This window comes from Caballeronia hypogeia (assembly GCF_001544875.2).
Classification (GTDB): Bacteria; Pseudomonadota; Gammaproteobacteria; order Burkholderiales; family Burkholderiaceae; genus Caballeronia; species Caballeronia hypogeia.
Genome location: NZ_FCOA02000045.1, coordinates 38,277 through 50,710 on the forward strand (window position 1 = coordinate 38,277; position 12,434 = coordinate 50,710).

The following is a 12,434-nucleotide window of genomic DNA, read 5'->3' on the forward strand; positions in this document are numbered from 1 at the left end:
CGTTATTTCTTCGCGAACTGCTGCGTGAATTTGACCAGGGTCTCGATCTTCTCGCGGGCCGCGCCGCTTTCGATCGCCTCGCGCGCGGCGGCCATGCCGGCTTCGATCGTGTCGACGACATTCGCAGCATAAAGCGCGGTGCCGGCATTCAATGTGACGATCTCGCGCGCAACGCCCGCCTTGTTGTTCAGCGCGCCGAGCAGCATGGCCTTCGACTCCTGCGCGTCCTGCACCTTAAGCGTTCGGTTCGACATCATTTGCAGGCCGAAGTCCTCGGGATGAATCTCGTACTCGGTCACTTCGCCGTTCTTCAGTTCGCCGACCTTCGTTGCCGCGCCGAGCGAGACTTCGTCCATGCCGTCCTTTCCGTACACGACGAGCACGTGCTTCGCGCCGAGACGCTGCATCACGCGCACCTGAATGCCGACGAGGTCTTCGTGGAACACGCCTTGAAGCTGATTCGGCGCGCCGGCCGGATTCGTCAGCGGCCCGAGAATATTGAAGATGGTGCGCACGCCGAGTTCGCGCCGCACGGGCGCGATGTTCTTCATCGCCGGATGATGATTCGGCGCGAACATGAAGCCCATGCCGGTTTCGGCAATCGACGCGGCCACTTGTTCCGGCGTCAGATCGATGTTCACGCCGAGCGCTTCGAGCACGTCCGCGCTGCCCGACTTGCTCGATACGCCGCGATTGCCGTGCTTCGCCACCTTCGCGCCCGCTGCCGCCGACACGAACATCGACGCGGTGGAAATGTTGAAGGTATGCGAGCCGTCGCCGCCGGTGCCGACGATATCGACGAAATTCGAGTTGTCTTCCACCTCGACGTGATTCGCGAACTCGCGCATGACGGTTGCGGCCGCCGCGATCTCGCCGATGGTTTCCTTCTTTACGCGCAAGCCGGTGATGATCGCGGCGGCCATGACGGGCGACATCTCGCCGCGCATGATCTGACGCATCAGATGCAGCATTTCGTCGTGGAAGATCTCGCGATGCTCGATCGTGCGTTGCAGCGCTTCCTGTGCGGTGATGGTCATGGTTTAAGCCCGCTTGCCGGTCGATGAGTTCTTGATGAAGTTTTCGAGCAGCGCGTGGCCATGCTCGGAAAGAATCGATTCCGGATGGAACTGCACGCCTTCCACTTCGAGTTCCTTGTGGCGCACGCCCATGATCTCGCCGTCCGGCGTCCACGCGGACACTTCCAGACAGTCGGGCAAAGACTCGCGCTCGATGGCCAGCGAGTGATAGCGCGTCACGTTGAAGTGTTTCGGCAGATCGGCGAACACGCCTTTACAGTCTGTCTCGATCTGGCTCACCTTCCCGTGCATGATCGTCTGTGCGCGAACGACACGGCCGCCGAACGCTTCGCCGATCGCCTGATGGCCGAGACACACGCCGAGAATCGGCAGCTTGCCGGAGAATTCGCGCAGTACGTCGAGCGTGATACCCGCGTGTTGCGGATTGCTCGGTCCCGGCGAGAGGCAAATGCGTTCTGGAGCGAGCTTCGCGATTTCGTCGAGCGTGATTTCGTCGTTGCGATACGTGCGCACGTCGCAGCCGAGTTCGCCGAAGTACTGGACCAGGTTGTAGGTGAAGGAATCGTAGTTGTCGATCATCAGCAGCATGGTCTTGTCTCCTCAGAAGTCGCTGTCGAGGCCGTCTTGCACTTGCTCGGCCGCGCGCAACACGGCGCGCGCCTTGTTCTCCGTTTCCTGCCATTCCGACTCGGGCACGGAATCGGCGACGACGCCCGCTGCCGCCTGAACATAGAGATTGCCTTTGTGGATCAGGCCGGTGCGGATCGCGATGGCCAGATCCATTTCGCCGCTGAACGAGAGATAACCGACCGCGCCGCCGTACAGGCCCCGCTTGACCGGCTCGAGTTCGTCGATGAGCTCCATCGCGCGAACCTTCGGCGCGCCCGAGAGCGTGCCGGCGGGGAAGGTGGCGCGCAGCACGTCGAAGTTGTTCATGTCTTCCTTCAGCTTGCCTTCGACCGAACTCACGATGTGCTGCACGTGCGAATACTTCTCGATGATCATCTTGTCCGTCACGGCGACCGAGCCTGTTTGCGCGATGCGTCCAACGTCGTTGCGCGCGAGGTCGATCAGCATCACGTGTTCGGCGATTTCCTTCGGATCGTTGAGCAGTTCGGTGCCCAGTTCGGCGTCGCGTTCGGGCGTGTTGCCGCGCGGACGCGTGCCGGCGAGCGGACGGATGGTCACGATGCGATCTTCCGCGCGCTTTTCCTGACGTACCAGAATTTCCGGCGACGCGCCCACCACATGCACCTCGCCGCCGAAGTTGTAGTAGTACATGTAAGGCGACGGATTCAGCGAACGCAGCGCGCGATACAGCGAAAGCGGATTGTCGCGGAACGGCTTGATGAGACGCTGGCCGACCTGAACCTGCATCAGCTCGCCCGCCGCGATGTATTCCTTGGCCTTGCGCACCGCGTTCAGATAGTCGTCTTTCTTGAACTCGCGGAATGTTTCGGTGCGCACGCTCGAGGACGTCACCGGCGGCTGCACCGTCACACGCAGGCGCGCGCGCAACTCACGCAGCCGGTGCTTAGCCTTGGCATACGCTTCCGGCTTCGTCGGGTCGGCGTAGACGATCAGATAGAGCTTGCCCGCCAGATTGTCTATGACTGCGACTTCTTCGGTCAGCAGCAACTGAATGTCGGGAAGGTTCAGATCGTCGGGCGGCGCGGTATCGGCGAGTTTCTTCTCGATGTAGCGCACTGCGTCATAGCCGAAGTAACCGGCGAGACCGCCGCAGAACCGTGGCAAGCCCGGGCGCGTCGCGACCTTGAAGCGCTTCTGGAAGTTCTCGATGAACGCGAGCGGATCGCCGTCGTCCGTTTCGATGACGTTGCCGTCGGTCACGACTTGCGTTTTGCCGTTCTGCACCGAAACGATCGTGCGCGCCGGCAGCCCGATGAACGAATAGCGCCCGAAGCGCTCGCCGCCCACGACGGACTCCAGCAGGAACGAGTTTGCGCCGTTGCGCTCGGATTGCGCGAGCTTCAGGTAGAGCGAGAGCGGCGTTTCGAGGTCGGCCAGCGCTTCGGCGATCAGCGGAATGCGGTTGTAGCCTTCATTCGCCAGCGATTGGAATTCGAGTTCGGTCATGTTGCGATCCTTGAGCGACGCGCGCTGTCGAAGGTGGCGCGGCATCGGGAGTGCAGGGCGCTGCGGTCGGTCGAATCTCGTGATGATCGCATACGGCGGCCCGGCCGCTTCGAATCACGAAAGCGGTGCGGACGATTCGCACGGCACTACGCGACGAGTGCGCGGGCGAAGCTCGGTGTACGGCGATTCAACGGAAACGGCGCAGGAATGCGCAGCGAAACAAAAAACGGATGCTGAAGCGCGATCACGCGGATGGCTTCAGCGCACCTCGGGCGAGGTTAGCGCGACCAGCGACGCCAGGGCCAGGCTCCCCGGTCGATGCTGCTCAGACTCCGTTTTCTGTTGAGAAACATGAATGGTTGGACTTATTCAGTCAGTGTGGTGTCCGGCGGCGCCAAAGTGGCGGCAATCGCGGATGCTGCGGTGCGCAGCGAGGAAACTATACCATCGGATTTCACGGACTGTACAGGTTTCCCATGGTTGTAACCGTACGGTACGGTCAAGGTCGCGAGGCCGGCCGCGCGGCCCGCGAGCGCGTCGTTTTCCGAATCGCCGACCGCCACGGTTTCGCGCGGCAGCACGTCGAGGCGTTCGCAAGCCGTGAGCATCGGCAACGGATCGGGCTTCTTCGCGGGCAGCGAATCGCCGCCAAGAATCACCTTGAAGAAATCCACGATGCCGAAGTGCGAAAGCAACTCGACCGCGAAGCGATGCGGCTTGTTGGTCACGCACGCGAGCGCGATGCCGAGCTCGCGCATCGCCTCCAGGCCTTCCTTCACCTCGGGGAACAGCGCCGAATGCTTGCCGTTGACCTTCGCGTATTCGCTTTGATAGATCGCGATGGCGTCGTCGAATTGCGCGGCCGCCTGCGAGTGCGGCAGGCGCACGGCCAGCACGCTGCGGATCAGATTCTCCGAGCCCTTGCCCACATAGTCCGTGACTTCGTCGCGCGTGACCGGCTGCTGCAGGCCGATGCGCTCGAGCATGGCGTTCAGCGCGGCGACGAAGTCATCCGCGGTGTCGACCATGGTGCCGTCGAGGTCGATGATCGCCGCGCGAATCGGGCGGTTCACGAAGGGCGTCTGCGCCGCCGCGATTTCACTCATTGTTTTGCTCCCGCTTCGGTCTTGGCCAGTTCCGCGCGCATCGCGTCGATCACCTGCTTGTAGTCGGGCTTGCCGAAAATGGCCGAGCCCGCGACGAAGGTGTCGGCGCCGGCTGCCGCGATTTCAGCGATGTTGTCGACCTTCACGCCGCCGTCGATTTCCAGATGGATCGAGCGGCCCGTCCGCTCGCGGTATGCGTCGATGCGCTTGCGCGCTTCACGCAGCTTGACGAGTGCCTCGGGAATGAACGACTGGCCGCCGAAACCGGGATTGACCGACATGATGAGCACGAGATCGAGCTTGTCCATCACGTAGTCGAGGTAGTTGAGCGGCGTCGCGGGATTGAACACGAGGCCCGCCTTGCAGCCGTGATCGCGGATCAGCGAGAGCGTGCGGTCGATATGCACCGAACCTTCCGGGTGAAAGCTGATCACGTTGGCGCCGGCCTTCGCGAAATCGGGCACGATGCGGTCGACCGGCTCGACCATCAGATGCACGTCGATGGGCACGTCCACATGCGGACGGATGGCTTCGCACACCATCGGGCCGATCGTGAGATTCGGGACGAAGTGATTGTCCATGACGTCGAAGTGGATCCAGTCGGCGCCGGCGGCGACGACGTTGCGGACTTCCTCGCCGAGTCGGGCGAAGTCGGCGGACAGGATGCTGGGAGCGATGTGGAATTGCGCCATGGACGTATGTGGGTAGCGGCCTAAAGCGGTGATTTTAACCCGCGTTTTCCTTCGAGTCCCCTCGTCCGAATGACCAGCGTACGGCGCGCGGATGTGGCGCCGGGACACCAATCGTGTTGCGGGCGCGGCGCTCATCAAGCAGAATGCCAGACCAATAGCGGCGCGCCCGCGCGCCCTCGTCCGGCATCACGGCGGCCGATTGAACTGGAATTGGAACTACGATGAGCCAGTACGAATTCAGCGTTTCCGTCGAGACGCGGTATTTGCCGGACCAGTCGGACCCGGACAGCCGCCAATATGCATTTGCCTACACGCTGACGATTCGCAATACCGGCCAGGTTGCGGCCCAGCTGATTTCACGGCACTGGATCATCACCGACAGCAACAACCACGTGCAGGAAGTGAAGGGGCTGGGCGTGGTCGGGCATCAGCCGCTGTTGCCTCCGGGCGAGCAGTTCGAATACACGAGCTGGGCGGTGATCGCGACGCCGGTCGGCACGATGCGCGGCGAATATTTCTGCGTGGCCGAAGACGGCGAGCGCTTCGAGGCACCCGTAGCGGAATTCGCATTGCATATGCCGCGCACGCTCCACTGAGCGGGAAAAGCGGCGGGCGCGGCGTGAGTCAGCGGCGTTTCGCCGGATCGTTCGAGCGGTTCTGGTTTTTCTTCTTGCCCGATGCCGTCCATACGACGATGAAAATCAGCAAGGCGAGCGCCAAGACCGACTCGAGCGCAAAAATAAGCATTGGATATTCGTCGAACAGATCAGACATGGCGGTTCCCATCAAGAACGAGCATTGTATGCGTTTCGCGCGGCCTGCCGCACGAGCAGCGGCCTGGGCCGCATCGATTGCTACCGCTGTCCTGCTCGCCTCGTGCGGAGGCGGTAATTATGTGAAGCCGGGCCCGTCCACGGCCGGCGGCACGCCTATCATCACCGGACAGCGTGCGGCGTCGCGGCTGACCGCGGTGAGCTGGCAGCAGGTGCCGGGCTGGCAGGATGACTCCCTGATTGGCGCGACGGCCGCGTTGCGTCAGAACTGCAACCGGCTCGCGCGGCAAAGCAACTGGCAGAGGGCGTGCGCGGCGGCGCTGCAGCTCGACGACCTCGACATGTCGGCGGCGCGCAGTTTCTTCGAGACCTATTTCACACCTTTTCAGCTCGCCAATACCGACGGCACGCTCGACGGCCTCGTGACCGGCTACTACGAGCCGCTATTGCGCGGCTCGCGCACACGCCACGGGCCTTATCAGTACGCGCTGTATCGCTGGCCGTATCGCTACAAGCCGGGCTCGGCGCTGCCGGCGCGCGCTCAGCTCGAACGTTCGGGCGTCTTGAACGGCAACGAACTCGTATGGGTGGACGATCCGATCGAGGCGTTCTTCCTGCAAGTGCAGGGCTCGGGTCGCGTCACCATGGAGGACGGCAGCGTGATGCGCGTCGGCTTCGGCGGGACGAACAACCAGCCGTACCGGTCAATCGGTAAGGAATTGCTCGATCGCGGTGAACTGACGCCGGCGCAGGCGACGATGCAAGGCATCAAAGCATGGGCGAAGGCGAACCCCGCGCGCGTCGATGCCTTGCTCGACGTGAATCCGCGCTTCGTGTTCTTCCGCGAGATGCCGGCAAGCGACACGACAGCCTCGAGCCTGGGCGACGGTCCGGTGGGCGCGCTGGGCGTGCCGCTGACGCCCGAACGGTCGATCGCGGTCGATCCTTCGGCGATCCCGCTCGGTACGCCCGTGTTCCTCCAGACGACGCGCCCGCTCAGCAATCGGCCGATGAACCGCCTCGTTTTCGCGCAGGACACCGGTTCGGCTATCAAGGGCGGCGTGCGCGCCGACTACTTCTGGGGACTCGGCGACGATGCGGGCGATCTCGCCGGCCGCATGAAGCAGGGCGGCCGGATGTGGCTGTTGCTTCCCAACTCCTGAACTTCGCGTTTCACGCAGAAAAAAGCTCGCGGCCGATGTGGTCCGCGAGCTTTTTTTCGCGTCACGACGTCATGTTGCGCCGGTCGATCACGCGCCGCGCCTTGCCGACCGAACGCTCGATGCCGTTCACCGCGAGCACGTTCACGATGGCGCTCACGCCGATCAGCGCCTTGATGTCGTATGCAAGCGCGGTTTTCGCGCTTTCGAGCGCGGTCGCATCGGGCGCTGATTCCGGGCAAGGTTCGACGTTCAGCGTGAGGACATCGAGGGGGCCCTCCTTGGTCAGCACGATCTGATAGTGCGGCGCGAGCACCGGACGCTTGAGCAGCAATTCTTCGATCTGCGTCGGGAACACGTTGACGCCGCGCACGATCATCATGTCGTCAGAGCGCCCCGTGATCTTTTCCATGCGGCGCATGGTGCGGGCCGTGCCGGGCAAAAGGCGCGTCAGATCGCGAGTGCGATAGCGAATGATCGGCAGCGCTTCCTTCGTGAGCGAGGTGAAGACGAGTTCGCCGAATTCGCCGTCGGGCAGTACTTCGCCCGTTTCGGGATCGATGATTTCGGGATAGAAGTGATCTTCCCAGATTGTCGGGCCGTCCTTCGTCTCGGCGCACTCCGACGCCACGCCCGGTCCCATTACTTCGGAGAGCCCGTAGATATCCACCGCGTCGATGCCCATGCGTGTTTCGATTGCGCGGCGCATGTCATTGGTCCACGGCTCCGCGCCGAAGATGCCGATGCGCAACGAGCAGCTCGCGGGATCGATGCCCTGGCGTTCCAGTTCGTCCGCGATCGACAGCATGTAGCTCGGCGTGACCATGATGATGTCGGGCCGGAAATCCTGGATCAGCTGCACCTGCTTCTCGGTCTGGCCCCCGCCGAACGGAATGACCGTGAGTCCGGCGCGCTCCGCGCCATAGTGCGCGCCGAGGCCGCCGGTGAAAAGCCCGTAGCCGTAGCTCACGTGAACCTTGTCGCCGCGCCGCGCGCCCGCCGCGCGGATCGAGCGCGCAACGAGATTCGCCCAGTTGTCGAGATCCTGCGCCGTGTAGCCGACGACCGTAGGCTTGCCTGTCGTGCCCGACGACGCGTGGATGCGCGACACGCGTTCCTGCGGCACGGCGAACATGCCGAAAGGATAGTTGTCGCGCAGGTCCTTCTTGGTCGTGAACGGAAAGCGCGCAAGATCGGCCAGCGACGTGACGTCATCCGGATGAACGCCGGCTTCGTCGAACTTGCGCCGGTAGACCGGGGAGTTCTCGTAGGCGTGTGCGAGCGTCCATTTGAGGCGCTCGAGCTGCAGCGCGGCGAGTTCATCGCGGCTCGCCTTCTCGATCGGCTCGAGCGGCAGCGGTGTGGTCATTGCTGTCTCCTTGATGCAAATGCGCGGCGCGGCTTTTCGGTGCCGCGTCCGTCTCGAATACGAATCCCGTCAGACGGGAATCACGGTGCCTTTGATCTGAGCCGACTTGCCACGGAACATCGCGACTGGCTCGCCTTCTCGATTCGTCACGCGGATATCGTAGATGCCGGTGCGCCCGCTCAACGCCTGCTCGACCGCCTCGGCGGTCAGGCGGTCGCCACCGCGCACGGGGCGCAAGAATTCGATCGAGCAGCCCGCCGCGACCGTGCTGATGTTGTACGAATTGCACGCAAAGGCAAACGCGGAGTCCGCGAGCGTAAACATCAGCCCGCCGTGGCAGATCGCGTGACCGTTCAGGAAATCGGGCCGCACGTCCATTTGCAGCCGCGCGTAGCCCGGCCGCACTTCGATGACCTCGATGCCGAGCGCGCGCGAGCACGCGTCCGATTCGTACATGGCCTTCGCGGTGGCTTCCGCGAGTTCTTGAGGCGTCACAGGTGTCTCCAGAATGGTTCGATGTTCACAGGCCTTCGAAACGCGGCGCGCGCTTTTCCTTGAACGCGGCGACGCCCTCTATATAGTCAGGCGATGCGCCCAGCTCGCGCTGCAGGTCGCGTTCGAGGTCGAGTTGCTGATCGAAGGTCTTGTTGGAGCTCGCACGAATGGCCTGCTTGATCGCGACCACGGCGCGCGCCGGCTGCTGGGCCAGTTGCGCGGCGAGTTGCGCGGCGGCTTGCTGCAACTCGCCGTCTTCGACGACGCGCCACACGATGCCCCATGCTTCCGCCTTCTCCGCGCTGAGCTTCTCGCCGGTCAGCGCGAGGCCGAGTGCGCGTGCTTCGCCGACACGTCGCGGCAGGAGCCAGGTTCCGCCCGAGTCGGGCACGAGGCCGATCTTCACGAACGCCTGAATGAAGCTCGCCGACCGCGCCGCGACGACGAGGTCACACGCCATCGCGAGATTCGCCCCCGCCCCCGCGGCCGTCCCATTCACCGCAGCGATGACCGGCAGCCGCAATTCCTGAAGCCGGCGCACCAGCGGATTGAAGTGCGCGTCGATGAGATCGCCGAGATCGGACATCGAACCGGGGGTGAAATCGAGATCGGCGAGATCCTGGCCCGCGCAGAAGCCGCGGCCCGCGCCCGTAATGACGAGCGCGCGCGCGTGGCTAGCCTCGATTTCAGTGAGCGCTTCGCCCAGTTCGCGATGCATTTCGCGCGTAAAGCTGTTCAGCTTGTCGGGACGATTGAGCGTCAACGTAGCGACGCGCGTTTCGCCGTCGATGTAGAACAACACGGACTTCTCTGCCATTGCCTCTCCTCTTTCGCCGAAACCCGTCTGCGGCGGTCGCGGCCGACCTGTCTTCTTACATTCCGATACTATCCGCGCCGCACGCTGCTTTCCATTCGGTCGAATGGAGTAGGCCGTTTGCACGGCATTTCGGCCTGTACGCTTCCGTGTGATTTGGCTTATGCCGTCTGGCCAGCTTCCGCGGGCGCGGCTTTCGGCGCAACATGGACCCGGCTCTGAACCACGCGGAAACGGTTCGCGACGAAAGCGGCATCGGAAAGCGCCGCGTTGGCCGCCGGGTTCGCGCCCGTGCCGTGGAAGTCGGAGAACGCTGCGGTTTGATTGACGAACACGCCGCCGGTGAGGTTGATCGAGAGCGCGACGCCGCCGCGAATGGCCGCCTCGTGCGCGGCGTCTATCACCTTGTCGTCGGTGCTGTAGACGGCGAAGGTCAGCGCTCCATGCTCGTTCGCGATCGTGCCGGCGAGTTCGAGCGATTGCGCGGTAGAGTCGGTGGCGACGATGAACGAGATCGGACCGAACCATTCCTTGGTGAATTTGGCTTCGTCCGTGCGCGCATCGAGCTTGAGCATGAGCGGCGTGTGCACGCGCGCATCGGCAAACGTCGGGTGCACGAGAGACTGGCTCTCGAGCAGGACATTGCCGAGCTTGCGCGCTTCGGCCACGCGTTCCACGACGCCTTCGTTCTGGATCGCGCCCGTGAGTTCAACCGCGCGAGCCGGGTCGGAAGTCAGCTTCTCGACGGCGCCCGCGAGCGCTTTCGCAACCTCATCGAAGCTCAACTGGCCTTCGGCGGTGCGGATGCCGTCGCGCGGCACGTAGATGTTCTGCGGCGCCGTGCACATCTGGCCGGAGTAGAGGGCAAGCGAGAAGGCGATGTTGCGCGCGGCTGCCTTCATGTCGTCCACGGAATCAATGACGATCTGGTTGACGCCGGCCTTCTCGGTGTACACCTGCGCCTGATGCGCGTTGCGCTCGAGCCAGTTGCCGTTCTGAGTGCTGCCAGTGAAGTCGATCAGCTTGATCTCGGGACGCACGGCCAGATCCTGGACGAGCGCGCCATCGTTCGGTTCGGTGGCGAGCAGGGTGACGACGTTCGGATCGAAGCCCGCTTCACGCAGCGTTTCACGCGCGATGCGCACGGTGACCGCAAGCGGCAAGATCGCGCCAGGATGCGGCTTGACGATGACAGCGTTGCCCGTCGCGAGGTCGGCGAACATGCCCGGATAGCCGTTCCACGTCGGGAACGTGCAGCAGCCGAGCACGAGTCCTGTGCCGCGCGGGACGAGGGCGAAGCGCTTTTGCATCGCGAGCGGCGGATTCTTGCCTTGGGGCTTTTCCCAGTGCGCTTCCGACGGAATGCGGCGCAACTGATCCCATGCATAGACGACCGCTTCGAGCGCGCGGTCCTGAGCGTGCGGGCCGCCTGCCTGGAAAGCCATCATGAAGGCTTGGCCGGTCGTGTGCATCACGCTATAGCCAATTTCGAAGCTGGCGCGATTCAGACGCGACAGGATTTCGAGGCTCACGCCGACCCATGCCTTCGGGCCGGCTGCGCGCCAGCCGGCTTGCGCGGATGCGGCGGCGCGGATGAGCGCATCCGGATCGGCCTTCGGATAGCGAATATCGAGCGCGATGCCGAACGGCGAGCGCTCCTTCCCGACCGTCTCGCCGGTAGACGGTTGGCCTAGTTCGAAAGTCTTGCCGAGATGAGCCTTGAACGCGGCTTCTCCATCGGCGTTGGCCGTTTCCCCGTACACTTTGGGGCTCGGCATTTCGGCAAATGGGCTCCAGTAGCCGCGCGTTTCGATGGCTGCGAGCGCTTTGTCGAGCGTCGCTTCGTGCTTCGTGAATAGCGAATGTGTCATGGTCGCGAGAAGAGTACGTGAAAGATGCCAGGCCGATTAATTAACCGACCGGTTGGTTGGTGATGGTAGCATTATCGAGATGCTGTGACGAAGTCTTTTCATTAGGGCTTACCTGAGGATAGGAGGGAGGAGCGAATGGCTTACGAGAATCTGCTGGTCGAAACGCGCGGACGGGTTGGACTAATCACGCTGAATCGTCCCAAAGCGCTGAACGCGCTGAACGACGCCCTGATGGACGAACTGGGTGCCGCACTGAAGGCCTTCGACACGGATGAAGACATCGGCGCGATTGTTCTGACCGGCAGCGAGAAGGCGTTCGCGGCGGGTGCGGACATCGGCATGATGGCCAGCTATTCGTATATGGACGTCTACAAGGGCGACTACATCACGCGCAACTGGGAAACCATCCGTTCGATCCGCAAGCCGATCATTGCTGCGGTGGCTGGCTTCGCGCTCGGCGGGGGCTGCGAACTGGCCATGATGTGTGACATCGTCATCGCCGCCGATACGGCCAAATTCGGACAGCCCGAGATCAAGCTGGGCGTGATCCCAGGAGCGGGTGGCACGCAGCGTTTGCCGCGCGCGGTATCGAAAGCGAAGGCGATGGATCTCTGCCTGACGGCCCGCATGATGGATGCGAACGAGGCCGAGCGCGCCGGACTGGTTTCGCGCGTGGTCGCCGCGGACCGATTGCTCGACGAGACGGTCGAAGCGGCAACGATCATTTCGGCCTTCTCGCTGCCCGCGGTGATGATGGCGAAGGAAGCGGTCAATCGCGCCTATGAGACGACGCTTGCGGAGGGGGTTCATTTCGAGCGCCGTCTGTTCCATTCGCTGTTCGCGACTGAGGACCAGAAAGAGGGAATGGCGGCGTTCGTCGAGAAGCGCAAGCCGGTGTTTAAGCACAGCTGAAGACTGTTCGAGAAAGCGCTTGCGCTTCCCGATCTCAATCACTAGAATTTCGTTCCTTCGCGATTCGACGAAGCGCGAAGGAAGCGGGAAAGGCGGTATCGGTGGAGT

Annotated in this window: 13 protein-coding genes; 3 read left to right on the forward strand and 10 right to left on the reverse strand. The window is 63.2% G+C overall.

Annotation, left to right across the window (positions count from 1 at the left end; genetic code table 11):
* Window positions 1-2 precede the first annotated feature (2 nt).
* From trpD to rpe, 5 genes are all read right to left on the reverse strand, one after another.
* Complete coding sequence (gene trpD, locus AWB79_RS35250) at window positions 3-1,037, reverse strand: anthranilate phosphoribosyltransferase (RefSeq protein WP_061172090.1); 1,035 nt, start codon at window positions 1,035-1,037, stop codon at window positions 3-5.
* Between the two features lie 3 nt (window positions 1,038-1,040).
* Window positions 1,041-1,625 (reverse strand): aminodeoxychorismate/anthranilate synthase component II, encoded by a 585-nt coding sequence (locus AWB79_RS35255; protein WP_061172091.1) that lies wholly within the window; start codon window positions 1,623-1,625, stop codon window positions 1,041-1,043.
* Between the two features lie 12 nt (window positions 1,626-1,637).
* Window positions 1,638-3,134, reverse strand: coding sequence for an anthranilate synthase component I (trpE, locus tag AWB79_RS35260; RefSeq protein WP_061172102.1), 1,497 nt, complete (start codon window positions 3,132-3,134; stop codon window positions 1,638-1,640).
* Between the two features lie 365 nt (window positions 3,135-3,499).
* Window positions 3,500-4,240 (reverse strand): phosphoglycolate phosphatase, encoded by a 741-nt coding sequence (locus AWB79_RS35265; RefSeq protein ID WP_061172092.1) that lies wholly within the window; start codon window positions 4,238-4,240, stop codon window positions 3,500-3,502.
* Entirely contained in the window at window positions 4,237-4,932 is a 696-nt protein-coding gene (gene rpe, locus AWB79_RS35270) for a ribulose-phosphate 3-epimerase (RefSeq protein ID WP_061172093.1), read from the reverse strand. The genes AWB79_RS35265 and rpe overlap by 4 nt, the downstream gene beginning before the upstream one ends.
* 221 nt (window positions 4,933-5,153) lie before the next feature.
* Between rpe and apaG the strand changes: the two genes are divergently transcribed.
* On the forward strand, window positions 5,154-5,528 hold the full coding sequence (gene apaG, locus AWB79_RS35275) for a Co2+/Mg2+ efflux facilitator ApaG/CorD (RefSeq protein WP_061172094.1): 375 nt from the start codon (window positions 5,154-5,156) through the stop codon (window positions 5,526-5,528).
* Between the two features lie 28 nt (window positions 5,529-5,556).
* On the opposite strand, the gene AWB79_RS41185 is transcribed toward apaG, so the two are convergent.
* Entirely contained in the window at window positions 5,557-5,706 is a 150-nt protein-coding gene (locus tag AWB79_RS41185; protein ID WP_510183485.1) for a hypothetical protein, read from the reverse strand.
* On the opposite strand from AWB79_RS41185, the gene mltA reads away from it, so the two are divergent.
* Window positions 5,705-6,868 (forward strand): MltA domain-containing protein, encoded by a 1,164-nt coding sequence (gene mltA / locus AWB79_RS35280; RefSeq protein WP_061172095.1) that lies wholly within the window; start codon window positions 5,705-5,707, stop codon window positions 6,866-6,868. The two genes, AWB79_RS41185 and mltA, sit on opposite strands and share 2 nt — an antisense overlap.
* 61 nt (window positions 6,869-6,929) lie before the next feature.
* Here mltA and paaK read toward each other — a convergent pair whose 3' ends face one another.
* From paaK to paaN, 4 genes are all read right to left on the reverse strand, one after another.
* Complete coding sequence (paaK, locus tag AWB79_RS35285; protein WP_061172096.1) at window positions 6,930-8,234, reverse strand: phenylacetate--CoA ligase PaaK; 1,305 nt, start codon at window positions 8,232-8,234, stop codon at window positions 6,930-6,932.
* Between the two features lie 69 nt (window positions 8,235-8,303).
* Window positions 8,304-8,690, reverse strand: coding sequence for a hydroxyphenylacetyl-CoA thioesterase PaaI (gene paaI / locus AWB79_RS35290; RefSeq protein WP_232471121.1), 387 nt, complete (start codon window positions 8,688-8,690; stop codon window positions 8,304-8,306).
* A 64-nt stretch (window positions 8,691-8,754) separates the two neighbouring features.
* Complete coding sequence (gene paaG, locus AWB79_RS35295; RefSeq protein WP_061172098.1) at window positions 8,755-9,546, reverse strand: 2-(1,2-epoxy-1,2-dihydrophenyl)acetyl-CoA isomerase PaaG; 792 nt, start codon at window positions 9,544-9,546, stop codon at window positions 8,755-8,757.
* Window positions 9,547-9,704: 158 nt separating this feature from the next.
* A complete protein-coding gene (gene paaN, locus AWB79_RS35300) occupies window positions 9,705-11,414 on the reverse strand; it encodes a phenylacetic acid degradation protein PaaN (protein WP_061172099.1) in 1,710 nt (569 codons plus the stop codon).
* Between the two features lie 135 nt (window positions 11,415-11,549).
* On the opposite strand from paaN, the gene AWB79_RS35305 reads away from it, so the two are divergent.
* Window positions 11,550-12,326 (forward strand): enoyl-CoA hydratase, encoded by a 777-nt coding sequence (locus AWB79_RS35305; RefSeq protein WP_061172100.1) that lies wholly within the window; start codon window positions 11,550-11,552, stop codon window positions 12,324-12,326.
* The last annotated feature ends 108 nt before the right edge of the window (window positions 12,327-12,434 follow it).